This is a genomic window from Haloarcula sp. KBTZ06, assembly GCF_048595605.1.
In the GTDB taxonomy this organism is placed as follows: Archaea; Halobacteriota; Halobacteria; order Halobacteriales; family Haloarculaceae; genus Haloarcula; species Haloarcula hispanica.
On record NZ_CP184337.1, the window covers coordinates 2,287,562 to 2,312,523 of the forward strand.

Consider the following 24,962-nt stretch of genomic DNA (forward strand, 5'->3'; position numbering starts at 1 on the left):
TCGGCTACCAGAAGGGTTACACCGCGAGACCCGCGCTAGTCGATAATGGAATTCGAGTCCACACGCCGACGATTCATGGAACTCGCCGGAGCAAGTGCAACAGTGTCGCTCGCTGGCTGTAACGCCCTTCAGGGAGGCGACAGCGACGGAACGAACACGGGTACAGGGCCACAGAGCCAGAGCGCGGACGCGGACTCCGCGACCGTGACGGTCGTGGTTGAACCGGACCAGACGCAGTTGCGGGAACGACAGCAGGAGATCCAATCCGAAATTCAGGCAGGGAATCTCACACAGAGCGAGGCACAGGCCGAATACCGCACCGCACAGGAGAACCTTGCCGAAGACGCAATCACCTCGTTCGAGGAGCGCGCGACGTCTGACCTCGGTCTCACTGTCGACGATTCTATTTCCGAAGCAGGTGCGCTGCTGGTCACCGGTCCACCAGCCGGCCTCATCGATACCCTTTCAATCGAGAGTGTCACCGGGATCCTCTCACAGGCGACGTTCGAACAGATCCGGTCGCAGGTTCGAACCGAGACGCCGGGCGCGACGGAGTAACGCACACTGCGGACCGTTTTCTGGTTTGCCGCGAGTAGTGCAGTTTTTGTTCGGACGCTCACCGCGAGGACCGACCGCTGGTCTCCAGAACCACGGTGACGGTGGTTTCGCCGCGTTCGGTCGTCGTCGTCACGTCGAAGCCGACGGCGAGAACGTGCGTGCGGCCTACCCGGTCCTGAGCAACGACGCCGCGATCGGCGACGCAGTCCCCGAACTGGCGGTCCGGCCCGGACGGACAGTTCACGTCTTTCCACCGCCGTGTTGCAGTACCGTTGTAGGTTATATTGTAGTGGACACCGTCTTCGATTCGGGAGGTCTGGAGTCGGTCGAGCCGAGGCTGCAACCCCGTCCGAACGGCCGTCACTGCCGAATCGTTCGCGGCCCAGGCGTACTGGCTCGGGATGGACGTGCTCTCCGTCGCGACGGCTCGCTCAAGGACCCGAAGCGCGTCAGCAGACGGGTCGTCGTCGTAGTCGGCCGTCGCCCGAACGTCGTCGTGATAGCCCAGTTGGAGTGAGGCGAGCACGATTGGGACCAGCGCTACAGCGATGACCGTGGCCGCAACGAGGACTAGCTGTCCGCGCCGGGTCATGCGTACCACACGATGATTTGGACACTCCCGTGTCCCGTCGGCACAGTTGCGGTCCCAGTGCTGACGCCCTGTGGCGTCGGTGTTCCGACCGCTCCGTGCGGTGTTTCGACCCGGAAGAGGACGTTGTCGGGCAGGATACGGGCGACCCGGTTCGAAAGCGCGTCCCGTTCGCGGTCGAACGCCGTCGGACTCGACACGATCTCCTGCAGTCGCGTCGCTCCGCTGTGTCGCGGCGGGTCGTTAGCCAGCAGCGCCGCCGTATCGGAAGCGTAGGCGTCGAGCTGTGGCCCCTGTCGGTCCGGCGCTGGCGTCCCCAGGGCAAACCCGAGCGCGACGCCGAGAATCAGTACTGTCCCGAGGGCAACTTCCACGAGCGACAGCGGCAGCTGGGCTCTACGCATCAACGGTCACCACCATGGTTTCCTTCGTCGACTGCGGGGCGTCGTACGCTACGGTCACGTTCCCGGATTCGAGTCGGCCGGCGCGCTGGAATCGCAGTTCCGTTGTCTCGTAAGGGACCAGTGGGACCTCGTAGCTGCCGTCCAGCCCGCTTCGGTTATGCAGGACGACCCGGTCGTTAGCGCGGACCGTCCAGACGGTCGTGGCGGCCGGCGGGTCGATAGTTACTGTGGCCTGCGCGCTCCGGCGAGGGAGCGTCACCGCGTCGGTCGTTGCCAGATCAGGCGTGAGGGTGCGTTGCTCCTGAGACTTGACTACGACGAGACGGCTGATTCGCGTGCCGCCGTGAACCGTACCGCTGCGTGCGATCTCCTCGTCAGCCACCGCGACGCTGACCGCGTACTCACCGGCCGGCGGTGCGCTCCCCTCCAGCGCCGACTGGTCGAAGTCGTCCACCCGAGATTTGTTGAGGACGTTGCTCCGGGCGGCCAGTGGACCGCCCGCCGCGACGAGTCGGTCAGCGATAGCGGCGGCGACCCGACGCTCGTCGGGGGCCCTGTCTGCGCCGGCAATCGCGGTGTCGGCCATGGCGACACCCAGTCCGGTGACGACGGTCAGCAATACAAGCGCGATGCCCAGCGCTGGTAGCGACGTCTGTGCGCGAGTAGAATGGTCACAGCGACGGTTCGACAGGGTCATCGCTCCGCCTCCAGTGTCACCGTCACGCTCCCCCGTGTTCCGGAGACAGCGACGACGGTCGGACTGCCGCTCTGCCACTCGCCTTCGAAGGTATCGACTCTGTCGGGCAACAATGGCTGTGTTCGGCCGCCGATTTCGGGGTCGGGATGGTCGAGGACGAGAGCATCCCCGTCAGTCCGGATGCTGTATCCTGCGCCGTCGATGGTCTCCGGCAGCGAAACCCGAACAGTGGCCGAGACGGCCCGAGCATCCGGCGGGATAGCCTGCTCGACGCGGGCCGTGGCTTCGGCGAGCGTCCGGTCGCCGAGTTCCGCCCCAACGGCGGATTGGTACGCTGGGACAGTGCCGCCGTACAGCGTAGTCGTCACTAGTCCGATGTACAGCAGCACCAGTCCCATGCTCAGCAGTTTCTCGACGACGGTGCTGAGCGCACGGTTATCCATGCCCCACCTCCGTCCGCATATCGTGGCGGACCAGATACAGCGTCCGGCGGCCCGGGAACGTCGCCACGACGCTCTGAACGCCGTCGCCGTCGATATCCCTGACTCGCGTGGTTGCGCCGACACGCTGGAAGGACTCGGTAAACGGACGGGGCGTCTCCGTCTCGATAGCCACGCTATAGTTGTCGGCCGGGAGCCGTTCGCGTTCGTGGCTGACGTTCTGGCGGATATGTGCGGAGACGCCGCCCGTTCCGGACACCGTGCCGCCGCTGGCGTTGACGAGCGGTGCACCGACGATGACCGCCGTGTCGTCCCGCGTCGCCGTCACCGGCGGGTCCGATTCGAGCCAGGCGTTGCCCGCTGTCCCGCGGACGACACTGCCCCCGAGAAACCGAACGCGGCTGTCGCCGGAGTCGTACACTATCGCGTCGATGGGAACCGTCCGCTGAACTCCCGAATCGTTGAGGACTCGGAGTTCCCGCTCCGCAGTGGTCAGCCGCCCCGCAGTAAACCGGACGCGAGCAGTCTGGTGGCCCGTCTGCTCGACCGGCCGGAACGTCGTCTCGAACGTGTTGGCGACGCGGGTCTCATCGGCAGTCGCAGTGTGGCCGTCGACGACGGTCCCGACGACAGCCGTCAGTCCACCGAGCGCGACGACGGTCAGTCCCAGCAGCAACACCACGCCGACGACGTGTGACTGAGCGTCGGTGTCGGGAATCAAATCAGACCAGCCCCCGCGAAGACGACGTAGGCGACGAGTACCAGCCCCGAGGAGTGTAACAGCGCTTCGTAGACGCCGCGACTCGCCGTGCCGGCGAACCAGCCACAGGCCAGCATCGTCGCCTGCGTGACGACGTAGAACCGATGTTGCTCCCGTGCGGGTTTGATTGCGGTCGGGTCGAAGGCGATGTTGGCACCGCCCGAGACGGCAGATAGTTGCGCGAAGCTATCGAGGACGTAAACGTTGACAGCGACGGTGATCCCGATGACGAGCAGCGCCGTCGTCCAGCCGACCGCAACGTAGACGAGCAGCGCTGAGCGGATGGATTTCCGTAGATGGTAGAGCTGACCGATTTCAGTCTGTAGCGTTTCGAACACGTCCTCCGCGTCACTCCCCGTATCCAGTGCGCCGACGACCAGCCCGATGGTCTGTTCGGCCATCGGCGTGCCGACGCGGTCGACGAACTGGTCTAGCGCCGCAGCCCGGCGGTCAGCCGCGGCGTCGCCGGGGCTATCGCCCAGCGACAGTGTGAACGCGAGCGACTGGACATCGCTGGCGAGCGCACCGAGTTCCACGTCGTCGGCGACGCGTCGGACCGCCTCTGGAAACGGGCGGCCCAGCGCGACGTGGCCGGCGACGGCGTGAACGAAGTCCTGAATCTCCCTGTCTTTCGCGTCGTCCGCTCTGGCCCGGCGAACCGTCACCACGCCGACGGGGACGCCAACGGTAGCATACGAGAGAAGCGCGACGTTGACCGGCCGGTAGCCCAGCGACCAGAGGCCGGCCGCGACGCCGGCACCCAGCGGGACGCAGGCGAGGAGTGCACTCGCAGGGTTCGAGGGGATCGAGGTGAGTATTGCCACGGGACCGTCCGGGAGGCTGTAACTCGGGGCAGCCGTGTTCCGTGGTCGGAGCGTAGCGACGACAAAGGCTGCCAGCAGCCCAGAAGCCATCACGAACGCCGCGCTCCCGTAGACGACGATGGCACGGACAGTCGTCTCGCCCAGCGGCGTCGCAACGGGCTCAGAGAGGCCGGGCGCGAGAATACCCATCACGGTGACGATGAGCACCACGAGCGCCGGCAACACCAGCAACACGACGAATAGCTCCGCAAGCAGTTCGAGATAGCCGGTCGCCCGCTCGTGCTGCCGGCTCTGCTCGTGGGAGAGCAAGCGGCCCTCCATCTCCAGGTACCCCTCAAGCGCCTCGGCGCTCTGGTTCGCGTGTTCACGGAACTTCAGCAGAAACGGTGCAAGCAGGTCCCGTGAAGGGGTTTCGCTAGCGACTCGTTCGATACCGGTGTCGAGACTGCCGGTGAGAATGCCCTGATTGAGTGCGCGCCGGAAGGCGACCGCCGTCTCGCCGTATGCGTCCTGTTCGGCAACGGCGCGGAGCATCTCGCGGCGGTCGTGGGTTCCGGAGGCGAGCACTCTGAGGTATCGGACTGCGCCAGGGAGCGTGGCCGCGATGTCCGCGCGCCGCGCGCTGGCCACCCACGAGAGATACCGGTTTCCGGCGACGAACACGCCCCGCTTGAGCGTGAGTCCAGCGACGGTTCCGATACCGGTGGCCACGAGAAGTCGAGGGACTTCCGGCAGCGCCAGCCGATTGATGACCGGGAGGCCCTGCTGGAGCACCGCGACGAACGAGTCGAAGGTCCCCGGCGGCACGAGCATCGCTGTCGTCGCGGTTCCGACGACGCCCACAACGAGTGCCAGCCACGACAGCCCGTACACTCTGGCGACGTAGACGCCGAAGCCGGTGCTCGGATAGGCGGCCCGGTAGCGGTCGCGGGTGCTCGCGTGCCGGTCGTCCTCGGCGTGGTGGGCAAACAGAGCGTACAGGCCCCGGTCGAGCAAGCCAAGTGTCCCGCCGCCCTCAGTCGTCACCCGTACTGACCTCCAGTTGCGGGTCGTCGGGCGTCCCGGCCTGTCGCCGCAGTCGCTCGACGGTCGCTGCCTCGTTCGTCTCTAAGTCGGCCAGCACGCCGAACAGGTCGTCGAAGTCGGTCACCTCCTCCTGGACGAGATACTGCACGTAGCGATGGCGGCGGTGGAACGCGTCCTCGACGGCCGACACCGGTTCGTCCCGGAGGTCCGAAAGCCGGTCGAGAATGCCGGTGTCGACCTGCCGCTGCTCGTCGCCGAACTGCGGGTGGTCGTAGGCGAGTTCGAAGCTTCCGTCCGGTCGCCGCCAGCAGACGCTGTTCCAGTGGATGGTCGTCCCGTCCTTGTGTATCGTGCCGCTCCGGTCGGTCCCGCTCTCGACCATCGATGGGTCGTCGACGAACTCGACCACTTCGCCGACGTAGCGCTCTCCGCCGACGTGGCGGGGGAACACGACGAGGTCGATCTCGTTGAGCAGATAGGTCGGCAAGCCCTTCTCGATGACGCGATTGACCAGCGACTCGATATCGTCGGCGTGGGTCGTCCCGAGGACACCGTGACCCGTATTCAACGTCTCAGCGAAGGTTTCGAACGACGCGGCCGTGTTGATCTCCGCGATGACCTCGACATCGGGGTTCAGGTAATTGCACTGCGTCATCAGGTCGGCCATCGTCACGCGGCGGTGGTCCCGCTCGTGGTCTCTCGTGGTGAGCGAGACGCCGGTCTCGTGGGGAATCCGAACCTCACGCGACCCTTCGTCGATACTGATGGGACGGTCCCGATACGGGATAAACGGCATATGGGCGTTCATAAGGGTCGTTTTGCCGGCTCCCGTGGGTCCCGAAAAGAGGACGACCCCGTGAGACTCGTACAGGAGCCACAGCAGCGCGACGAGTTCCGTCGGCAGTGAGTCCCGCTGGACCAGATCGACCGGCGTCATCGCGTCGCCCGACTGTTTCCGGATGGAGATGTGTGGACCGCCTTCGCTAATAGTCGGCAAGGCAACTGCACAGCGGATGGTGTCGTCGGCGTCGTGGAGGCTGTCCCCGTCCGGGTCGATGTTGACCTTCGCGCTCGGGTTCGAGGCGTTGAGTTCGACGCCGTCGTCGGCGGCCAGTTGCGTGACGACGTTGACGAAGGCCGCCTCGGAGTCGAAGGCGAGGTTGGTCGGCACCCGGCCGTCGTGGCCGAGATCGGCGCGTGGGAGGACCTTCACGCGCTCGTCGACGCGGTTCGCCTCGATGTCTTCCAGCGTGTGGTCCCGGATGGGAACGGTGAGCTTTCCGTAGCCGACGAGGTCTCGAAGCACGTAGTACAGCAGGTCGTCGAGGCGGTCGTCGGCGAACCGATGGTCGACCGGCGGCACGGCCAGGTCGAGTTCGGCCAGCGCCGACCGCAGCCGGTAGCGGGCGGCGTCGACCCACTCGGTCGTGTTGCGGACGGTTAGCTGCCGGGCCAGGAGCGAGCGGGCACGCTCCCGCACGAACTCGACACGGTCCTGAACGACGCCGTCGACGCCGGTTTCCCAGACGCGCTCCTTGCACACCTCGATGAGTTGCTCGTCGCCGGGGAGCAGGTCCGGCTCTCGAACCGCGTACTTCGTCGTGAACGGGTCGGCACCGAGGAGATGCTCGCGGTAGACGACGACCGGAATCTCGAAGCCCTGAAAACGGACGGTGTGGCGCTCGACACGCTCGCTCGCGAACCGGTTCAGATACGCCGGGTCCGGGCCAAGGTCGGTCTCGGCCGGGGCGTAATCGTCTGTATGGACGACGACGCCGTCGTCGGTCACGTCAGCAACGTCGATTCGGGAGTCCAGCGCGTACGGGGTCAGGTCGTCGAAACACGCCAGCGACGAGAGCGCGTGGTACTCGATTCGACGACGGCTCGCCGGCGACGCGTCGATCAGTCGGTCGATTACCCGGCGGTGTTTCGCGTCGAACCCCCCGTTCATCCGCTCGACGGCCCCCTCACGCGTCCGCGGTCGCTCGATGTTCGCACCTGCGAAGTGTGATTCGACAGTCGACAGTGCGTCAGCCTCTGCCGCTGAAAGTACCGGATCACGGACATCGTACCGGAACCCGCTGCGTTCCCGTCGGACGGTCACGACGACGCCCGGATACACCTCGTCTTGCTCACGAACGTCCGGCGCGTACCAGGCGTCGGCGGCGTCCGGTGGCGTCGGTGCGGGAACCACCGGTGCGGTCTCCGTGCCAGCCTGTGCGGTCATACGCAGTTTTAAACTAGCTATTGTACTTAAAGTTGTAGACTTAGTTTTGCGGAATTTAATTAAAATATAATCTCCCTATATGGAGAATGTGAGTTGGAGTACAGACCATGAAAACACTCTGTCAGCATAGAGGCATACGAGCACAATAGGGGTGTCTGATAACATCAAAAAACCACTAATTAGGAGATATGATCCCGCTTTCGGGTCCGCTCTCTCCCATAACTCGGTGTTTCGAGATATGCACCAGAATTATCATAACTGTGCCAGCGGATCAGTTCACGTGGATGAAAGGAAAGGAGTCAGCGACGAGCAACGATAGCACAAAATCGGCAACTACCACACGACGACGGCTCCTCAAAGGAACACTTGGCACAGCAGTGACCGCGGCCGCGGTTCCGAGCCTGAGCGGCGTCGCGGCGGCCCACTTCCCGGTCGAGATCACGGTCGACGTCCAGCCCGAGAACGCGGAGAACTTCATCGACCTGTCGGAACACGACACCATCACCGTCGCAGTCGAGCAGTCAGAGTTCGTCAACAGCGACGGGGACAGCGAGACCTTCGACCCCACGGAGCGGGCCGTCCGCTATCGGTTCGGCTCGCGTCTCGCGCTGGAAGACGGCGAGGGGGCGCGTCCCGTCGAGGATGGCGAGATCAGGGAACCGGACGACGATGCTGCGGACGGCCAGGCGTCGCTCGTTCTCACATTCCCAGTCGATGAGATGGGCTTCGATGGTGGGGAGGAGACAGCATGGCTGTACTGGGAGCGGGACGAATCCGGGAACCACGGGTACGCGGGCTTCGATTCCGTGCGGGTGTATCGTGGGCAGCCCGCAAGCCGCTCGTTAATCGAACAGCTACAGCGATTGCTGGGTGGTGAGACAGCGTCCAGTTCTGACTGAGCGGCTGCGAACCGGAGCGGGGCTGTCAGTGCGCCTGTAATCGCAATGCTGGCGACTATATACGTCGACTCCGATGGCACGCTATGGCCATCGTTGCTGAAATCCTCCTCGCGGACGAGACGCTTCCGCTGGTCGGTGTGGCGGACTCGATTCCGAGCGGCGAACTCTCGATTTCGAACGCCGTCGGCCTCGAAGACGGACGACTGCTGCTTACAGTTAGCGTCGACGCTGGCTCCCGCGACGCCTTCGAGCGAGAACTCGACGCGCGGCCACAGATCACCGACGCGGCGGATATCGGGCAGACGGCCGATGGCTGGTTCTACAAGGTGGTCGTCGACAACGCACCGGATCTCATCGCGTCACACGACCCGGAGGAGTTCGAGGGCGTTGCGATGGACGCGACGGTCACCGGCGACGGGATACGGGAACAGAAGGTGTTCTCCGACTACGACGCGTTCAGTGCGCTACGGGACCGGTGTGCGGTCAACGACATCCCGCTCGAACTACTGCACATCGCTTCGGACCCCGAGAACCCCGGGGAACGCGACCAGTTCGGACTCACGGACAGGCAGTATCGGGCGATGTCCGTCGCCCTCTCCTCGGGGTACTACGACTCGCCGCGTCGCTGTTCGACGGCGGAACTCGCCGACAAGCTCGATGTGTCGGCCGCCGCGGCCTCTGACCTCTTGCGTCGAGCCGAAAAACAACTCATCAGTTCGACAGTCGGCCCCGACCAGTTCCGGAACGCGCTCGCACAGTAGCCGCCAGCCTGTGCGACTGCGCTGTTGCAGCCAGTGTATAAATGGGCTTATCAGTAAGCAAAGGACGCTCGTGGCTGTCGCACTGACTAAACAGCGATGTCAGACGAATCTGCAGCAGACGATCAGGACGCACAGCGGCTTGCAGGCGACGTGGCGATTGTAACCGGCGCATCGTCGGGAATCGGTGAGGCAACCGCGGAGGCGCTGGCCGACGCGGGCGCGAGCGTGGCGCTGGCGGCCCGCCGCGCTGACGAGCTAGAGGCTCTGGCGGACCGAATCGAGTCGGCTGGCGGGGATGCGCTGGTTGTGCCGACCGACGTGACCGACGAAGACGACATCGACTCGCTGGTCGACGCGACGACCGACGAGTACGGTCGCATCGACATCCTCGTCAACAACGCCGGCGTGATGCTCCTCGAACCACTGGAGCGGGCAGATCGCTCGAACCTCCGGCAGATGGTCGAGGTGAACCTGCTCGGACTGATGAACCTCACCCACGCAGTGCTTCCGGTCATGCAAGAGCAGGAGAGCGGCCACATCGTCAACGTCTCCTCCGTCGCGGGACGCCGGGCCTCGGCCGATTCGAGCGGCTACAACGCGACAAAGTTCGGTGTGAACGCGTTCACCGAGGCAGTCCGGCAGGAAGTGACGACACAGGGCATCCGGACGACGGTTATCGAACCGGGTGCTGTCGATACGGAACTCGCGACACACGTTCCGGACGAGCAGGTGCTTGAGCGGTTCGCGGAGATGGACCTTCCGATGCTCCACCCCGACGATATCGCTCGCGGCATCGTGTACGCGACGAGCCAGCCCGCCCGCGTGGACGTGAACGAACTCCTGATCAGGCCGACCGGGCAGGATATCTGATCGAGGCAGGTCTTGCGAGTGGGAGACAACGGAGAAACGGAGCAGCCACCATTTACGCGGTCACACAGCCGACGACAACGGCTACTGGAACCGTGTCTCACTCGTTCGATCCGGTAGCACTTTACCGGGTTCGTGTCCACCGGCCGCGGTCAGTTTCCGGGGGTGAAACTGGACGCACAGTTGTCGAAACCCCCGGTATCGGAGGAATCTTACGTCGTCTACCCTAACCAGACACATGGCAATTGAGACGGATGTCCTCGTCGTCGGTGGTGGCGCGACCGGCGCTGGCGTCGCTCGTGACCTCGCACTCCGTGGTATCGACGTGACGCTCGTCGAGCGTGACGGGCTGACAAGCGGTACCTCCGGACGTTCGCACGGGTTGCTGCACAGCGGTGCCCGCTACGCCGAGGCAGACCGGGTCGGTGCCGAGGAGTGCATCACCGAAAACCGGATACTCAAAGAAATCGCCGGGGCCTGCATCCGTGACACCGGGGGCCTGTTCGTCCAACTCGCCGGGGACGACCCCGACTACTTCGAGGCCAAACGGGCGGCCTGTGAGGACATCGGCATCCCCGTCGAGACGCTGGACAGCGATGCAGCCCAAGAGCGGGTTCCCGACCTCGCCGCGGAGGTTGAGCGCGCGTTCGAGGTCCCTGACGCCGTCATCTACCCGTCGCGCCTGGTCGCCGCGAACGCCGCCGATGCTCGCGACCACGGCGCAGCGATACACCCGCACGCACCTGTCGAGGACGTGCTCGTCGAGGACGGACAGGTGACCGGCGTGCGGGTCGGTGGGGCAATCAACGACACTATCGAGGCCGACTACGTCGTCAACGCGACCGGTGCCTGGGCGGGCGAGTTCGCCGCGATGGCCGGCCTCGACGTCGAGATGCAACCGACGCGGGGCGTGATGGTCTCCGTCGAGTACGACGACCTCGGGCCGGTACTCAACCGCTGCCGGGACCCCGACGACGGCGACATCGTCGTGCCACACGAGCGCGAGGCTGTCCTCGGAACGACGAGCGTCCCCGTCCGCGACCCGGACGAGTACGAGACGGAGCAGTGGGAAATCGAAGAGAGCATCGAAGAGTGTGCGGCGATGCTGCCGCCAGTTGCAGACGCCCCCGAGGTCCGAACCTGGTGGGGCGTCCGGCCGTTGTACGCCCCAGACGAGGACGAGCGCGGCGGCCGCGGCATCTCGCGTGGCTTCTTCCTGCTCGACCATGCCGACGACGGCGTCGACAACATGGCGAGCATCGTCGGCGGTAAACTGACCACCTACCGGCAGATGGCCGAGGCGACGGCCGACCTCGTCTGTGACGGCCTCGGCGTCGATGCAGACTGCCGGACTGCGGACCGGAGGCTCCCGGGCGTCGACGACCCGGAGCGGTTGGATGCGCTCGTGGCCGAGTTCGACGGTCAGGGACCGACCGACGAGGACGTGGTCGGGTCGGTGTGACCACGCCCGTCGTGGCCCGTTGCAAGCCGCGGGAACGGGCTGTCAGCCGGCTGTAGCGTTATAAGGGAGGCAACCGCACGTACACTCATGATAAACGAGACCGTGCGGCAGATCGAGGAGATGGAGACACAGAGTTCCTCGATTGCCGCCGTGAAAGCTGCGAAGGCGCTCCGCGAGCTAACAGACCGCGAGTGCCACACGGTCGAGGACTTCCTCCGCGTGGTCGAGCGCAACAGCAGCGCGCTCCAGCGGGCGAACCGCTCGCACGCGCCGCTGTACACCACACAGCAGCGTATCGTCACGGACCTGAAAGACGCCGACCCCGACTCCGTCTCAGAGGCCAAGGAGCGATTGCTCGACACAATCGACGAGGTCGTCACGGAAATCGAGACCAGCAAGGACCGCGCGGCGGAGCGGGCGGCGACGCTCATCGACGACGGCGACGTGCTGGTGACTCACGAGAACTCCTCGACGGTGATGGCGACGCTCATGGCGGCGCTTGACGACGGCAAGGAGTTCCACCTGTACGCCAGAGAGTCGCGGCCGCATTTCCTGGGCCGTCGGACTGCCCGCCAGTTGGCCGACCGGGACGGGGCCGACGTGACGCTCATCGTCGACGGCGCGGCGGGCCACTACCTCTCGGAGGCCGACCGCGTCTTCGTCGGGATGAACTGCCTCATCGACGACGTGGTGTACAACCGCATCGGGACGCTGCCGCTGGCCGCGACGGCCAACGAGATGGACGTCCCCGTGACCGTCGTCGGGACCTCGTCGAAGTTCATCGGGAGCGGCTTCACCTTCAGGAACACGTTCCGGCAAGGGGCCGACGTGATGCTCGAACCGCCGGAGGGGTTCGACATCGGGAACCCGGGCTACGACGCGACGCCGACCCGGCTGCTCGATACGGTCGTCACGGAAGACGGCATCCTCCAGTTCTGAAGGTATTTAGCGGATCGTTCTGTCGGTGACTTGGCGGAGCCGCTCGGCAACATCGGCGTCGAGGGCCGCTTCGCTCACCCGCCACTGCCAGTTCCCGGTCGCCGTGCCGGGGACGTTGAACCGGGCGTCGCTGTCGAGGCCGAGCAGGTCCTGCATGGTCGTCATCGCGACGACGGCGTTCGAGTTCCACACCGCCTCGATGAGGTCCCAGTTGATTTCGTCGCCGTCGGTGCCGAGGTTGTAGTGGAGACAGTCGCGCTGGCGGTCCGAAAGGTCGCGATAGTAGCCGACGATGGTGTCGGTATCGTGGGTCGAGGTGTAGCCGACGGCAGACTCCGGGTAGTGCATCGGCTGGTACATGTGCCCCTCCTCGCACCAGTCGGCGTACTGCGGCACGCGCATGCCGGGGAAGCCGAACTGGTCCCGGAGCGCGACGATGCTCTCGTCGAGAAAGCCCAGGTCCTCGACGAAAAACGGGAGTTCGCCGAGCCTGTCTCTGACCGTCTCGAAGAAGTGCGCGCCGGGGCCGTCGCGCCACTGTCCGGCGGCCGGGTCCTCGGCCTCGGCCGGAATCGACCAGAACTCGTCGAAGCCCTTGAAGTGGTCGATGCGGGCGATGTCGACGAGGTCGAACAGCCGTTCGAAGCGGTCGACCCACCAGCCGTAGTCGTTCGCACGGAGGGCGTCCCAGTCGTAGACCGGGTTCCCCCACCGCTGGCCGTCGTCGCCGGGATTGGGCGGGACGCCGGCCACCTCTGCAGGGTGGTGGTCGTCGTCGAGTCGGAACACCTCTGGATACGCCCAGACGTCCGCCGAGTCGAGGCCGACGTAGATGGGGAGGTCGCCGACGAGGCCGATGTCCCGTTCGGCCGCGTACTCGGCCAGCGCCTGCCACTGGCTGTCGAAGCACCACTGGACGAACTTGTGGTAGCGAATATCGTCGGCCAGTTCGTCCCGGTATCGCTCCACGGCCGCCGGCTCGCGCGTTCTGATATCGTCCGGCCAGTCCATCCAGCCGGCATCGTCGAACTCGGCTTTCAGCGCCGTGAACAGCGCGTAGTCGTCCAGCCAGCCGGCCTCGCGCTCGCAGAACTCGGCGAACGACTGCTGGTCCGCATCGCTTGCGCTCTCGTCGAAGCGCTCGTACGCGGTCCGGAGCCGGCGCTCCTTGAACTCGGTCACGCGGTCGTACTTGACGTGCTGTTGTGAGAAATCCTCGGGCGGGTCGACCTCGTCCGCTGTGAGATAGCCGCGGTCGACGAGGTCGCGGAGGTCGATGAGCAACGGGTTTCCGGCGAAGGCGGACGACGACTGGTACGGGGAGTTCCCGTGGATGCTCGCCGTGGGACCGAGCGGACAGAACTGCCACAGCGACTGGTCGGCCCGGTCGAGAAAGTCGACGAACGCCCGCGCGCCGGCACCGAGGTCGCCGATACCGTGTGGCCCCGGGAGCGACGTTTGGTGGAGAAACACGCCACTCTGCCGTTCGAATTGCATACGCACCTGTTGCCCTGACAGGCATTTCAATGGGCGGGGTCGGTGACTGCCATCGTGTCTGCTTGCGGGGCCGGAGAAGGGCGCACGCAAACATATATATTGTATCCATTTGATGCTATGGTGAGAGAGCCAGTTACAGAGATGCCACCGAACGTTCTGATGCTTGGCTGGGGGTTCCCACCCAACATCACCGGCGGGCTTGATACCGCTATCGGGGAGCTGTTCGAACAGCTTGAACCGAGAGACGACGTCGAGTTCGAGTTGGTGTTGCCCGCGGAGTACGCGCCGCCGGACCGCGACGGCATCCACGGCGTCTCGACGGGAAGCGGCGACATCGTCACTCGCATCGGCCGGCTGGCTGGAGAGTTCGCCGACGAGGCGGCCGATGCCGACATTATCCACACGAACGACTGGTTCGGCTACAACCCCGGTTCGCGAGCCAAATCGGCCCACGACGTCGAATGGATCTCGACCTTCCACTCGCTGTCGGCGGACCGGAACGTGACGCCGCCACAGCGGGAAGTCGAGACGGAACAGCGGGTCGCCAACCGCTCGGACCACCTCGTCGCGGTGAGTGAGTTCACGCAGCGACGGATACGCGAGCAGTACGACGCCGACTCGACGGTCATCTACAACGGGTTCTCGTCGGTGGAGCCGACGGGCCGGGACATCAAAGCGGAACTCGGTATCGACGGGAAGATGCTGTTTTTCGTCGGCCGACACACCGACCAGAAAGGGCTGTCGTACCTGCTGTACGCGCTCTCGAAGCTCGGTCGGGACGACGTGAGCCTAGTTCTCGGTGGCTCGGGGCATCTCACTGAACAGCTCGAACGGTTCGCGGAGCTGCTGGGCGTCGAGGACCGAGTCTACTTCCCGGGGTATCTCCCCCAGTCGGAACTCGGGGACTACTACAACAGCGCGGACCTGTTCGTCTCGCCCTCGCTGGCGGAGCCGTTCGGCATCACCATCGTCGAAGCGCTATCGGTCGGGACGCGCGTCGTCGCCTGCGAGAGCGGGGCCGCGGAGCTGTTGAACGAGGACTGCGTCATCGAGGTCGAACCCGATTCGGACTCTATCGCCGAAGGGATCGAGCGCGCTCTATCGCTGTCGACGCCCATCGACTACGATGTTCGGACCTGGGAGGAAGTAGCCGACGAACACGTCGAGTTCTACCACGAGGTTCTCGACGAAGCCTGACGACGACCGAACGCTTACCGGAGGAAGCGAACGTCAGTGACCGGTTCCGGGTGAACGATGAGGTAGCCGTCGGCGGTCGGCTCCAGCCCCGTTACGGATGTCGTATCGGTTTGGGTCCGGTACGGGCTGTCTGCGGTCCCGTCAGCCGACTGGTAGGGGCTGTCGTACGGTGTCTGCCTGTCCTCTGGGGGGCGGTCGAAGTCCTCCGGCGGCAGGTATATCTTCTCGCCCGATTTCGAGCGGACCACGACGGCCGTGTCGCGGTCGCCCGAGACGTCGATTCTGGTCCGGCCGTCGTCGATTGTCATCTCGAACGTGACTGGCTCCGTTTCTGGTTGTGCCATGTTGTCAAGTAGCTTGCGTGCGGCGAGTAAACGGCGCTGTGTCACTTAGTCCTTCGCCAGCGGTGTGGTGGCTGGCGGCGAATCGTGTCGCGTCCTGCACTCGAACGGTGGCCCCATCGCCGCGAGCCATCAGCGGTTGATGATGAGCGACCCGGACATGTTGTACCCCTCGACGTGGACGTTCTCGCCGAGAATCGTTTCGTCGATATCACAGTCGTGGACCTCGGCGTCCGGGAAGACGATGGACCGGTCGAGGCTGCTGTCGGTCACTTCCGCCCCAGCCATCACATGGACGGTGTCACCGATCTCGGAGTTCTCGACGGTCGCGTCGGGGTGGATGAGCGACCCGCCGTCGAGTTTCCACTCGACCGTTTCGAAATACGAGTCGGGCGTTCCGATGTCGAACCAGACGTCGTCGAACGTGAACGCGGACACCGGCTCCTGCTGTTGCAGCCAGTCGATGTACCAGCCCGGTTCGTCGGGGTTGTTGTCGCCCGAGAGGTACTCCTCAAAGCGGAGCGAGTCGGCCGGGAAGGCGTAACAGGCAATCGAGACGAGCGTGCTCTTGGGGTTGTCGGGCTTCTCCTGGAAGTCGACGACGCGCTCGCCGTCGAGTTCGACGAGCCCGTAGGACTTGGCTTTCTCCCGTGAGCCCACGTCGTAGGCGGCGAGTGCCGGCCCGTCGCGCTCCTCGAAGAAATCCAGAAACTCCGAGGGGTCGAAGCCGATGAGGTTGTCGCCGCCGATGACAAACAGGTCGTCGTCGATGCCCTCGCGGTCGATCAGTTGCGCGAGCGCGCCGACGACGCCGAACTTCTCGTCTTCGTCCGCCGTACTCTCGACGGAGAGCTGGACCTTCTCGTAGCCCATCTCGTCGATGTGAGCCTCGAACTCGTCGGCGAAGGCCTCGTTCGTGCTCAGGTACGTCGTCTCGATTCGGTCGTCGGCTTCCAGTGATTGCAGGACTCCATCGATAACCGTCGTCTCGCCGACCGGGAGCAGCATCTTCGGTCGACGACGGGTGATCGGCCACAGCCGTGTCGCGTAGCCGCCAGCTAGAACTATCGCGTCCATATCCCACAGTCAGACCCGAGTTATAAAGTGGTAACTACTTGTTGGAGTGGCTAGAGGTTGAGCTGCCAGACGGTTGTCCCGGCGGTGACCAGATCCTCGTCGTCCGCGGCGGCGACGATCACCTGGTTCTCACCGGGGTCGACGTCGACTGCGACCTCGAACTCACGTTCCTCGACGGGGATGTACGTGATATCAGCGGGCGTTTTGACGACGACACAGACGCCGGTCGTCTCGCCGGAGACGACCAGTTCGTTCCCGCGGAACTGCGTGTCGACGCGGAGCGCGGGGCTGCGGTCGGGCGTGTGGGCCCGCCGCTTGCGGTAGCGGTCGTCGACGAACGCGGGCGTTTCGACCGGTTCACCGGCGCTGATGCCGTGGGCCAGCCGCACGTACTGGGCCATCGACCACGCCAGCGGCGTCGCCGAGCCGGTCCCTTCGGCGAACTCCCAGTCGTAGTCGGTCGCGTGGCCCCGGTCCCATATCTGTTCGGCGATCATCCGGCCGGAGTTCGCCACGTCCTGCATCATCCGGAGGCAGTTCTCGGGCGGGATGTCCGGGTCGTCACGGTGGAGTTCGTACTCGGCGCGCTCGCCGGTGAGCAGCGGCCAGAGGCGGCCCTTCCCTTTGTGTTCGACCGTCCACGGCGCGCCCTGGTCGTCCCGGCCGCGTTCGCCGTAGCCGTCGCCGTTGTACCGGTAGAACCCGGGTGCGTACTCCGTGTCGACGCTGATCGTGTCGTCGACTTCGACGAGCGAGTTCCGGATAGTTTCGTCGTCGTCGGGCTTGATGCCCAGCCGGACAAGTTCGAGGAAGCCGCCGTCGATGATGTTGCGTTCGTCAAGCGTCGGGCCGTCGTTGGCGAGTGTCCGGAGGTGCCCCATCTCGGGGTTCCCATCGAGCGTGACCCGCGTGTAGTAGGGCGTGTTAGTGTGGCGCTCGGTCCCGGTCTCGGTCGCGGTCCAGGCCTCGACGTTGTTCGCCCACTGGTCGGCCAGCGACAGCCAGACAAGCGCGTCGGCCTCGTGGCCAGTGTCGAGCGCGAGCTTCGCCGCACACGCGAGTCCGGCAATCTCGGCCGCAATCGAGGACGGCGAGAAGCCGGCCTCCTCCTCCCAGCGCTCCTGTGCGGTCTCGGGGCCGTGGCGGACGACGTACTCGGCCGACCGCCGGACGTTCTCGTAGCTGTACTCGACATCCTCGAAGTCGACGCCGCTCTCGGCGAGGCGATAGGCCATCACCTGCGGGAACGAGATGTTGTCCATCTGCTCGCCGCCCCAGCGGGTCGTCCCGTTGACGTAGGTGTTCTGCGGGATGAAGCCGGCGTCGTCCTGTTGGTACTCGTAGATGTACTCCAGTTGGTCCGTTGCGATGTCCAGCGACCCGATGGCGTCGAACACGCTAAACACCTGATACAGGTCACGTGACCAGACGAAGTTGTAGCCGTAGCCCTTGGGCTCCTCGGCGTGGACGGCTTCGCCCCACGGCACGGACGGCGAGGCAATAGACGCCCCGTGGTAGGTCTTGTCCTCGACCGCTAACAGCGTCATCAGCGCTGTCCTGTACTGGTTTGCCAGTGCCTCGTCGTCGGCAACCGACTCCGGAAGTTGCTTGTCCGAAAGGAAGTCACCCCAGCTGTCGGCGTACTCCGCGCTGACCGTCTCGTAGCCGCGGTCGAGCGCCCCGTCGGCTTCGCCCAGCGCGGCGGCGGTGTCAGCCTGTCGCGCGAAGCCGAGCGCGACCGTGTCGCTGACTCTGGTCCCCGAGTCCAGCCGGCCGATGAGGACGAGGTTCGTCCCGTCGATGGATTCGACCGGGTTCGGGAGGTCTCCGTCGGAGTACAGCCCATCGAGGTGGTCGCTGCCGGCCGCGCCGACGGTGGCCCAGTCGAAACGCCCGGCCGCGGCCATCGCCACGGCGATGGAGTATGCGTCGCCGTTCTCGTCGACGAGCAAGTCGTTGTCCGTCTGATCGGTGTAGGCGCGAGGGTTCCGGCCCACGAGGTGGTAGCTCCCGGGCTGGCCGTATCTGATGGCGCGGTCCTCGGTGACCGTGCTGGTGAGCGCGATGTCCGCGACCGAGAACACGTCGTATGATTTGCCGTCCTTGGCGCTGAAGGACACGTCGGCGACGATGGCGTCGTGCTCGGGGTCGGTCGCGTAGTCGACGGTCAGCGTCCACTCGTGGCCCCGGCCGTCGCCGGTCTCGGTGAAGACGTGGCGATAGAGGAGCGCCTCGTCGTCGACCGGTTCGACGCGTCGCCTGACGCTGTCGTCGGTCCGGCGGTTCTCGCGGTGGGTCCGGACGGCGTAGTCCGTCTCGTCCGTACACCGGACCAGAAAATCCAGCGTCCGCAGGTTCATCAGGTCGACCTGCGGGTAGCGAGCCTCCGTCAGCGCGCCCTCTGTGAGCGTGAACCAGACGCGCGAGGGGTCCGGTTCGTCGTGGTCGGCGACGGTGCCGACGCCGTACTTCTCCCCGGTCGTCCAGGTCGGGCGCTCGCTCGGCCCCTCGGTTCCCGCCGATGTCGTCGGGAGCGCGTTGAGTTCGTCCAGGCGCGCAGTCGCGTGGAGCCGCAACGCGTGGGACCAGCCAAGCGGCGTCGCGCTGTCGAGGTCGCCGTCGTCGAAGGCCTGTTCGGCGAGGTAGCCGGCGTCGGTCGTGAGCGGCCCGTCGTCCTCGAGCAGTTCGTACAGGTCGCTCGCGCGGTCGAGGTAGGCGTCGCCGCTCCCGTCGCGGTCGTTCAGCATATCGCCGACGCGGGCGGCGGCGAGGGCCCCCATCGCCGTCGTAACCGTCCAGACCTTCTCGCTGTCCTGATGACCGGTCCGCCAGCGGTCGCCCTCGTAGCGGGCCAGTCCCGCGACCTGGCTCTCGGTGGGGTTCCGAAAGAGTGTATCGAGCGTCGTGCTCACATGGTCGGCCAGACGTGTGAGGTGCTGGTCAGAGAGCGCCGTCCGCTCGACGCTGTCGTACTCCTGTAGCGCGTCCGCGAGGTGGAGCCCCGCGGCGTCGATGCGGTGGTCCGGCGTCCCGTTTGTCAGCCCCATCACGTACACGCCCAGATCACTGTCCCAGAGCGTATCCAGCCCGTCTAGCAACCGGTCGGCTGCCGCCAGACTCTGCTCACAGACCGATTCGGGCATCGGGGCGCGGGTCACCGCGGCGAAGGCCTCGATGAACGTCGCAGTGGTGTGCGTGAACTGGCCGACCGAGTCCTCCCAGACGTTCTGACACGGCTCGGGCAGGTCGTTGGCCGCGATGTCTTCGATGAGCGTGTCGACGGCCGCATCGATTGTCTCCCGAACCATCGCCGTCAGTTCGGCGTCCATCTTGCCGCGGTGTGTTCGCAGCAGCGTCGCGAGGAAGGCGGTGACGGTCGCGGTCTGGTCGGCCTGGTACTCCGGCGATTCGGCGTTGTGCTCGACTCTGGCGTTGGCCCAGCCCGGCGCGATAGCCCCGGTATCGGCCCAGACGCGGTGGGGCCACCGCCCGTCGGAAAGCTGGCTGTCACAGAGGAACGCCGCGCTCTCGGTCAACATTTCGACGGTGTCGATATCGAGTCGGTCGCCGGCTTCGAGCAGATGCCGGGAGACCGAGGCGTCGTCGCGGAACCAGACGTAGCCGTAGCCGCCGGAGTTCGAGTAGAACGGGTCGAACTCCGGGGCGGCGATGCGACCGCCGGTCGGCGAGGACAGCAGGTCAAGCACCCGCAGGTCCATCCGTATCGAATCTGACCGCGGCGTCGATTCGGCCACGTCGATGCGCGTTCGCTCCCGCCCGGCCTGCCGGAGATCGTCAGACGTCGTGTGCTCCGTCACACAGTCGGCGAGGTCGAGGAGTGCCGTCTCCCGGTCGACCTCGTCGTGGTTCGAGAGCTGACTGACCAGCGTCGTGTCCTTGCTGCGTCCGGACCGGTCAAGCGGCGCGGTCACGAGGAAGTCACCGGTGAGGCGGGTCTGGTCGCGTCGCTCGACTGGCTCCGACCGCGGGAACGCAATCGGGCTGCCGTCGAGTATCTCCGCGAGGCGTTCCGGCCGCTGTCCGGCGACGGCGTCCAGCCCGGTCGACGAGGCGAGGTAATCGTGCTCTCGCCGATGGTACACCTCCAGTACGCGCGAGTCGTCTGGCCCGGCGTCTTCGTGAATCAGCGAGCCGACGCCGCTGTCGCTGCTGTCGGGGGCCAGCGTGACGAACGCCACGAGCTTGGCGTCCTGTGGAACCGCCCCGCGCATCGCGACGTGCGTGACGTGGGCCCGGCCCAGCGTCAGATCGTACTGGTGGACCGTGAACGACCCCGCGTCGTATTCGGTCTCGACGAGCCGCGTCTCGCGGTAGTAGTGCTGTCTGATCGTCTCCAGGTCACTGAACCACCGTGTTTCGTCCCCAAGCATAACCCCGAGCCTGGAGCGGTCAATACCGGAGAGCCCGGAGAGCGAATCGGAATAGTCCTTCAGCGTGCCGTCTTCGCCGACGTGTACGAGCCGATCACCGTGCCCGGAGAAAGAGCCTGAAACAGTCCTGCGTTCTTCTGGAAAGCGCTCGTGACGAGTCCGCTTGTATTCGTTGAGCGCTGTCGAAAGCCGCATACACATCAAAGCAGACCAATCTCTATAAACTCCTGTGGTTCGGACAAATTAGTGATACTTCGAGGGAGTGGCTGCATATCCCGGGAGAACGGGGCCGCTGATGCCGAACAGATCCGCGCGCTCGGTCTACTGGTTTAGAGCGCTCTCGTCAGCCGGGAACACGGCGGCGCTGTCGACGGTGACTGCCGTGTCCCCGTCATCAGCAGCTCCACGATGCTCCCCAGAAACGAGGTCGGTATCATCGGTCCCGGCTGGTAGCCCGACCGTCGACGGTTCACTACTGAAGTTGAGCACGACGACAGCCGCGTCCTCCGCAGTTGTCCGCGCGTACGCGACGACGCGGTCGGACGGGCCGTCACGGACCTCGTACGGGATTCGGAGGAGGTCCGCGTCGGCCGACAGCGCCGGCTGGTCGTGTCTGACCGCGGAGAGGTCACTGACGAACGACTGGAGCGCCTCGTCGGCGTGGTCCCACGCGAGGTCGTCGCGCCGGCCGCGCTGTCCGAACTCCTGGCCGGCGTACAGCAGCGGCGCGCCCGGGAGCGTGAACAGCGCACCCGCGGCGGCCTCGGCGGCGTCCCGCCCGTAGTCGACGACGTAGCGCGTCTCGTCGTGGTTCTCCGCGTACAGCATGAACGACGCGTGCTCCGGGAAGCCGATCTCCGCCCGCCCCTCGATAGCACCGAGGACGGCCTCGGCATCGCCGCCGTCGCCGACCTGCCGGAGCGCGGCGTAGGTCGTCGAGTCGAAGTGCATATCGAACAGTCCGGCCTGAAAGTCTGGGATGTACGGGATGGTCTCGTCCAGCAGCAGGAACTCGCTGTCGCGGTCCTTGCAATAGTCGTGGATCTCGCGCCAGAAGCTGTTCGGGACGGCCCAGGCCATGTCACACCGGAACCCGTCGACCAGTTCGGCCCACTGCGCGACCGCATCGAGCAGGTGCCGGCGGACCGGCAGGTGATCGAAGTTGAAGTTCGCGATGTGCTCCCAGTCGAAGTATGTCTCCGGTTCAGTGTCGGTGCGCCACTCGTACCAGTCGCGGTATTCGCTGTCCGGGTCGTCGCGGGCGGACTCGAAGTAGGGGTGGGTCCGCGCCGAGTGGTTACACACCAGATCGAACAGCACCTTGAACCCGCGGTCGTGGGCCGCCTCGACGAACCGCTCGTAGTCCGCGCGGGTGCCGAGGTCCGACGCGATTTCGAAGAAGTCGGTGATGTTGTAGCCGTGGGGCGCGTGGTCGTTCTGTAACACCGGCGTGAGCCAGATGGCGTCGACGCCGAGCGAGTCGAGGTAATCCAGACGGTCGATGATCGCGTCGAAGGGCGATTCGTCGCTATCGCCGGCGAACGTGCGAACGTAAATCTCGTAGATGACCGAGTCCTCGGCCCAGGCCGGCGCGTCGTAGGGTCGTCGGGCGGCGACCTCCGCACCGCTCGTCACCGTCTCGACGCCGTCCCCGTCGCGGGTGAACTCGACGGCGTCGGGCACGCTGTAGCCGTGGTCTCCGACTGCAACGGCGTGGATGCGAGCACGGTCCGGGAGCGCGTCCAGCGGAATCCGGAGAGCCGTCCCGTCCCGGGTCACCGCGTCGGCGTCGATATCATCACGGTCGTCCAGCAGGAACTCGACGGCGAGGTCGGCGGCCGTCTCGGTCGCCTCGGGATGGGGACTGCAATCGGCGCGAACGACGGCTTCGTCGCCCTCAATGTCCGGCCGCAGAGTCAGGCGTGGCTGGCCGCCGCCACTGCCGCCGTCGCCGCCGTCCCCTGCCTCGGTGTACTCGCCGCTCCCGCTGCGGCCGGAACCGCTTTGCCCGCCGGAGACGCCACCGCTGTGACCGCCAGAGCGGCCGGACGTGTGTGTCCCGCTCGATTCGAGGGTCCCCGGGAACGCGCGGACAGTGAGGTCGTGTTCGCCGTCCGGTGCGGTGAGTCGGACGACGTATCTGCCCGGCGCGTCGGGGACGAGGTGTTCGACCGGGCCGTCTCCGAGCGATACCGTTGATTGCGCCGGTGCCTGCGTCAGTCGCCAGGTGTAGGTCGCCGACGGGTCCGGGTCGCGGGGCGCGAGTTCGACCTCGTCACCCGTCGCCACGAACCGCGGCGGTCCAGGATGGTGCATAGGTTCACTGCGATTGTCAGTGTCTTTGTACTTGGGGTAGCCGCGAGCGTGCCGCCGCCGGCAGCATCGCTTTCCGGCTACGGCGTGTACCTCCGCTGTGCCCGACTACCGACGCGACGCCGGGTTTGCGCTGCTCTGTGGACTGGCACTCGTCGCGTATCTCCGACAGACGGGCGCAGTTGAGACGCTCTGGTCCGAGTCCGCCATCGCCGTCGGCGTGGCCGTCGCACTGTGTGTCGAGGCGCTGTTCGTTCTCGACACGCCCGTCGCGGCGCTGTGGGAGCGCCGCGGCGTCCGGACGGCGTCGGCAGTCGTACTCCTGGGTGTTGCCGGCGGATTCGCCGTCTTTCTGGGCCCGGTCGTCGTCGCCGCGGCGTGCTGGGGACTCGTGACGTACTTCGGCATCCTCGCTGTGTGCCTGTGTTACCGGTGAGCGTTCACCCTCGCGGGGATGACACCGGTCGATGACCGTAGTAACCACCTACAACTATACGCTCCAAGCTAGTACTGTAATAGAATTATATAACTACTGCTTGCGCTACTCGGAGTTGTTTTTGAGGTTTCGAACCCAAATAGAAGATGCTATATTTAAAAAGAGTTGAAGTATCCCGATTATGTAGCTAAATGAGGGTACCGAGGGCGGAGTATTTCTCTACAGTAGCCAGACTTGTCCACCACGGACAGCGGGTATTCGGCTGTCGAATAACAACTGTACTGGTATTAGACTCTTCCAGTACCGGCCAACCGTCGGCGACGGAACTCGGTGTATCTGTCGAGACAACAGACAGAGCGGTTATTCGTGAGCCAGATTCACTTCGATGACGTTAGCGGCCTGCTGCACCGTGTCGATGAGTTGTGCTTTGCGGCCCGGCGACTGCAACCGGTTGATGGGCGCGGTGATGCTGATGGCGGCCTCACGGCGGTCGCCGGTGTCGATGGGGACCCCGACACAACCGGTTCCGTCGACCCGTTCCTCGGTGTCATCGGCGACCCCGCGCTCCCGGATCGTCTCAAGCTCTGCGAACAGCGTCTCGCGGTCGGTGATGGTGTTTTCCGTCTCGGCCGGCAGCCCCCGGGTCTCGATGATTTCCGCGACACGGTCGTCGTCGAAACTCGACAGGAGCGCTTTGCCGATAGCGGTCTTGTGGAGGTGGATGCGCTTCCCGAGGCGCGTATCGAGTGCGACCGCCTGGTCGCCGCTGGTGGTGTGGATGTAGATGCCGTAGCCCTGCTCCTCGATCATCAGGTTCGCCAGTTCGCCGGTCTCGACGGCCATCCGTCTGACCTCGGGCTTTGCCACCTCGTAGATGCCGTCGTAGCGCTGTGCCATGCCGCCGAACTCCAGCCACCGGAGCCCGATGCGGTACTCGCCGTCCCGTTCCACGACCAGTCCCTCGTCTTCCAGCGTCACCAGGTGTTTGTATATCGTGCTCTTGGCCGGGTCCAGCGAGTCGGCGAGTTCGACCAGCGTGGCGCTCCCGCCGAGGTCTTTGATTCCCGAGAGGACCGACAGCGAGGTCTGCGTCGCCCGGACCGAGTCCGTTTTTGCCCGTGTCATTAGGCACCAGTTCTGGTGCCGCTCGAATAAAATTGCCGTATCGGTTGTGACAATCGCTCTACGGTAGCTTCCGAGGCTTGACGCACGGCGAGGTGGGCGTCACCCAACTCTACGACCGTCACAGGCATTCGG

21 protein-coding genes are annotated in these 24,962 nt (G+C 65.4%); 8 read left to right on the plus strand and 13 right to left on the minus strand.

Going from position 1 to position 24,962, the window contains the following annotated elements:
- The first annotated feature begins 45 nt into the window (after nucleotides 1–45).
- On the plus strand, nucleotides 46–558 hold the full coding sequence (locus ACNO8S_RS11920) for a hypothetical protein (RefSeq protein ID WP_420181971.1): 513 nt from the start codon (nucleotides 46–48) through the stop codon (nucleotides 556–558).
- A gap of 58 nt (nucleotides 559–616) precedes the next feature.
- Here the strand turns inward: ACNO8S_RS11920 and ACNO8S_RS11925 are convergent, their stop codons facing one another.
- Genes ACNO8S_RS11925 through ACNO8S_RS11955 form a run of 7 tightly spaced genes read right to left on the minus strand, consistent with a single transcriptional unit; the run spans nucleotide 617 to nucleotide 7,525 of the window.
- Nucleotides 617–1,150 (minus strand): DUF7261 family protein, encoded by a 534-nt coding sequence (locus ACNO8S_RS11925; RefSeq protein WP_420181972.1) that lies wholly within the window; start codon nucleotides 1,148–1,150, stop codon nucleotides 617–619.
- The gene (locus ACNO8S_RS11930) at nucleotides 1,147–1,551 is read right to left on the minus strand and encodes a DUF7262 family protein (protein ID WP_008308187.1); all 405 of its coding nucleotides are present in this window, start codon (nucleotides 1,549–1,551) and stop codon (nucleotides 1,147–1,149) included. The genes ACNO8S_RS11925 and ACNO8S_RS11930 overlap by 4 nt, the downstream gene beginning before the upstream one ends.
- Nucleotides 1,544–2,248: a DUF7263 family protein gene (locus ACNO8S_RS11935; RefSeq protein ID WP_146416974.1), complete on the minus strand. Its 705-nt coding sequence runs from the start codon at nucleotides 2,246–2,248 to the stop codon at nucleotides 1,544–1,546. The genes ACNO8S_RS11930 and ACNO8S_RS11935 overlap by 8 nt, the downstream gene beginning before the upstream one ends.
- Nucleotides 2,245–2,691 carry a DUF7266 family protein gene (locus ACNO8S_RS11940; protein WP_014041146.1) on the minus strand — a complete coding sequence of 149 codons (447 nt, stop codon included), beginning with the start codon at nucleotides 2,689–2,691 and terminating at the stop codon, nucleotides 2,245–2,247. Before ACNO8S_RS11940 ends, ACNO8S_RS11935 begins: the two co-directional genes overlap by 4 nt.
- The gene (locus tag ACNO8S_RS11945; protein ID WP_014041147.1) at nucleotides 2,684–3,409 is read right to left on the minus strand and encodes a DUF7289 family protein; all 726 of its coding nucleotides are present in this window, start codon (nucleotides 3,407–3,409) and stop codon (nucleotides 2,684–2,686) included. The genes ACNO8S_RS11940 and ACNO8S_RS11945 overlap by 8 nt, the downstream gene beginning before the upstream one ends.
- On the minus strand, nucleotides 3,406–5,298 hold the full coding sequence (locus tag ACNO8S_RS11950; RefSeq protein WP_420181973.1) for a type II secretion system F family protein: 1,893 nt from the start codon (nucleotides 5,296–5,298) through the stop codon (nucleotides 3,406–3,408). The genes ACNO8S_RS11945 and ACNO8S_RS11950 overlap by 4 nt, the downstream gene beginning before the upstream one ends.
- On the minus strand, nucleotides 5,288–7,525 hold the full coding sequence (locus ACNO8S_RS11955) for a type II/IV secretion system ATPase subunit (protein ID WP_050036991.1): 2,238 nt from the start codon (nucleotides 7,523–7,525) through the stop codon (nucleotides 5,288–5,290). Before ACNO8S_RS11955 ends, ACNO8S_RS11950 begins: the two co-directional genes overlap by 11 nt.
- A 377-nt stretch (nucleotides 7,526–7,902) precedes the next feature.
- Here ACNO8S_RS11955 and ACNO8S_RS11960 point away from each other — a divergent pair, with 377 nt between their 5' ends.
- The 5 genes from ACNO8S_RS11960 (at nucleotide 7,903) to ACNO8S_RS11980 (ending at nucleotide 12,453) form a co-directional block, all read left to right on the plus strand.
- The gene (locus ACNO8S_RS11960) at nucleotides 7,903–8,424 is read left to right on the plus strand and encodes a hypothetical protein (RefSeq protein WP_014041151.1); all 522 of its coding nucleotides are present in this window, start codon (nucleotides 7,903–7,905) and stop codon (nucleotides 8,422–8,424) included.
- A gap of 83 nt (nucleotides 8,425–8,507) precedes the next feature.
- Nucleotides 8,508–9,185, plus strand: a complete 678-nt coding sequence (locus tag ACNO8S_RS11965) for a helix-turn-helix domain-containing protein (protein WP_014041152.1) — start codon at nucleotides 8,508–8,510, stop codon at nucleotides 9,183–9,185.
- Between the two features lie 96 nt (nucleotides 9,186–9,281).
- Entirely contained in the window at nucleotides 9,282–10,055 is a 774-nt protein-coding gene (locus ACNO8S_RS11970; protein WP_014041153.1) for an SDR family oxidoreductase, read from the plus strand.
- A 235-nt stretch (nucleotides 10,056–10,290) separates the two neighbouring features.
- Nucleotides 10,291–11,514 carry an FAD-dependent oxidoreductase gene (locus ACNO8S_RS11975; RefSeq protein ID WP_420181974.1) on the plus strand — a complete coding sequence of 408 codons (1,224 nt, stop codon included), beginning with the start codon at nucleotides 10,291–10,293 and terminating at the stop codon, nucleotides 11,512–11,514.
- A gap of 87 nt (nucleotides 11,515–11,601) precedes the next feature.
- Nucleotides 11,602–12,453, plus strand: a complete 852-nt coding sequence (locus ACNO8S_RS11980; protein WP_336328996.1) for a translation initiation factor eIF-2B — start codon at nucleotides 11,602–11,604, stop codon at nucleotides 12,451–12,453.
- A gap of 6 nt (nucleotides 12,454–12,459) precedes the next feature.
- On the opposite strand, the gene malQ is transcribed toward ACNO8S_RS11980, so the two are convergent.
- Nucleotides 12,460–13,950, minus strand: a complete 1,491-nt coding sequence (malQ, locus tag ACNO8S_RS11985; protein ID WP_420181975.1) for a 4-alpha-glucanotransferase — start codon at nucleotides 13,948–13,950, stop codon at nucleotides 12,460–12,462.
- 141 nt (nucleotides 13,951–14,091) lie between these two features.
- Between malQ and ACNO8S_RS11990 the strand changes: the two genes are divergently transcribed.
- Nucleotides 14,092–15,147: a glycosyltransferase family 4 protein gene (locus ACNO8S_RS11990; RefSeq protein ID WP_044952006.1), complete on the plus strand. Its 1,056-nt coding sequence runs from the start codon at nucleotides 14,092–14,094 to the stop codon at nucleotides 15,145–15,147.
- A gap of 14 nt (nucleotides 15,148–15,161) precedes the next feature.
- Here the strand turns inward: ACNO8S_RS11990 and ACNO8S_RS11995 are convergent, their stop codons facing one another.
- The 4 genes from ACNO8S_RS11995 to malA all read right to left on the minus strand — a co-directional run bounded on the left by ACNO8S_RS11995 (nucleotide 15,162) and on the right by malA (nucleotide 23,272).
- Entirely contained in the window at nucleotides 15,162–15,491 is a 330-nt protein-coding gene (locus tag ACNO8S_RS11995; RefSeq protein WP_011223949.1) for a DUF7510 family protein, read from the minus strand.
- A gap of 129 nt (nucleotides 15,492–15,620) precedes the next feature.
- Nucleotides 15,621–16,565, minus strand: coding sequence for a sugar phosphate nucleotidyltransferase (locus tag ACNO8S_RS12000; RefSeq protein ID WP_014041158.1), 945 nt, complete (start codon nucleotides 16,563–16,565; stop codon nucleotides 15,621–15,623).
- A 50-nt stretch (nucleotides 16,566–16,615) separates the two neighbouring features.
- Complete coding sequence (locus ACNO8S_RS12005) at nucleotides 16,616–21,151, minus strand: glycoside hydrolase family 15 protein (protein ID WP_420181976.1); 4,536 nt, start codon at nucleotides 21,149–21,151, stop codon at nucleotides 16,616–16,618.
- A 126-nt stretch (nucleotides 21,152–21,277) separates the two neighbouring features.
- A complete protein-coding gene (malA, locus tag ACNO8S_RS12010) occupies nucleotides 21,278–23,272 on the minus strand; it encodes an alpha-amylase MalA (protein WP_420181977.1) in 1,995 nt (664 codons plus the stop codon).
- A gap of 97 nt (nucleotides 23,273–23,369) precedes the next feature.
- On the opposite strand from malA, the gene ACNO8S_RS12015 reads away from it, so the two are divergent.
- Entirely contained in the window at nucleotides 23,370–23,705 is a 336-nt protein-coding gene (locus ACNO8S_RS12015; protein WP_050007057.1) for a hypothetical protein, read from the plus strand.
- Between the two features lie 360 nt (nucleotides 23,706–24,065).
- Here ACNO8S_RS12015 and ACNO8S_RS12020 read toward each other — a convergent pair whose 3' ends face one another.
- Complete coding sequence (locus ACNO8S_RS12020) at nucleotides 24,066–24,830, minus strand: IclR family transcriptional regulator (RefSeq protein ID WP_420181978.1); 765 nt, start codon at nucleotides 24,828–24,830, stop codon at nucleotides 24,066–24,068.
- Nucleotides 24,831–24,962 lie beyond the last annotated feature (132 nt).

Bases quoted from the DNA above. Each gene is read 5' to 3' on its own strand.
- ACNO8S_RS11955 (WP_050036991.1), bottom strand. From the start codon at position 7,525: ATGACCGCACAGGCTGGCACGGAGACCGCACCGGTGGTTCCCGCACCG.
- ACNO8S_RS12005 (WP_420181976.1), bottom strand. From the start codon at position 21,151: ATGCGGCTTTCGACAGCGCTCAACGAATACAAGCGGACTCGTCACGAG.
- ACNO8S_RS11925 (WP_420181972.1), bottom strand. From the start codon at position 1,150: ATGACCCGGCGCGGACAGCTAGTCCTCGTTGCGGCCACGGTCATCGCT.
- ACNO8S_RS11920 (WP_420181971.1), top strand. From the start codon at position 46: ATGGAATTCGAGTCCACACGCCGACGATTCATGGAACTCGCCGGAGCA.
- ACNO8S_RS12020 (WP_420181978.1), bottom strand. From the start codon at position 24,830: ATGACACGGGCAAAAACGGACTCGGTCCGGGCGACGCAGACCTCGCTG.
- ACNO8S_RS11935 (WP_146416974.1), bottom strand. From the start codon at position 2,248: ATGACCCTGTCGAACCGTCGCTGTGACCATTCTACTCGCGCACAGACG.
- ACNO8S_RS11940 (WP_014041146.1), bottom strand. From the start codon at position 2,691: ATGGATAACCGTGCGCTCAGCACCGTCGTCGAGAAACTGCTGAGCATG.
- ACNO8S_RS11990 (WP_044952006.1), top strand. From the start codon at position 14,092: ATGCCACCGAACGTTCTGATGCTTGGCTGGGGGTTCCCACCCAACATC.
- ACNO8S_RS11965 (WP_014041152.1), top strand. From the start codon at position 8,508: ATGGCCATCGTTGCTGAAATCCTCCTCGCGGACGAGACGCTTCCGCTG.
- ACNO8S_RS11980 (WP_336328996.1), top strand. From the start codon at position 11,602: ATGATAAACGAGACCGTGCGGCAGATCGAGGAGATGGAGACACAGAGT.
- ACNO8S_RS11930 (WP_008308187.1), bottom strand. From the start codon at position 1,551: ATGCGTAGAGCCCAGCTGCCGCTGTCGCTCGTGGAAGTTGCCCTCGGG.
- ACNO8S_RS12000 (WP_014041158.1), bottom strand. From the start codon at position 16,565: ATGGACGCGATAGTTCTAGCTGGCGGCTACGCGACACGGCTGTGGCCG.
- malA (WP_420181977.1), bottom strand. From the start codon at position 23,272: ATGCACCATCCTGGACCGCCGCGGTTCGTGGCGACGGGTGACGAGGTC.
- ACNO8S_RS11995 (WP_011223949.1), bottom strand. From the start codon at position 15,491: ATGGCACAACCAGAAACGGAGCCAGTCACGTTCGAGATGACAATCGAC.
- malQ (WP_420181975.1), bottom strand. From the start codon at position 13,950: ATGCAATTCGAACGGCAGAGTGGCGTGTTTCTCCACCAAACGTCGCTC.
- ACNO8S_RS11970 (WP_014041153.1), top strand. From the start codon at position 9,282: ATGTCAGACGAATCTGCAGCAGACGATCAGGACGCACAGCGGCTTGCA.
- ACNO8S_RS11975 (WP_420181974.1), top strand. From the start codon at position 10,291: ATGGCAATTGAGACGGATGTCCTCGTCGTCGGTGGTGGCGCGACCGGC.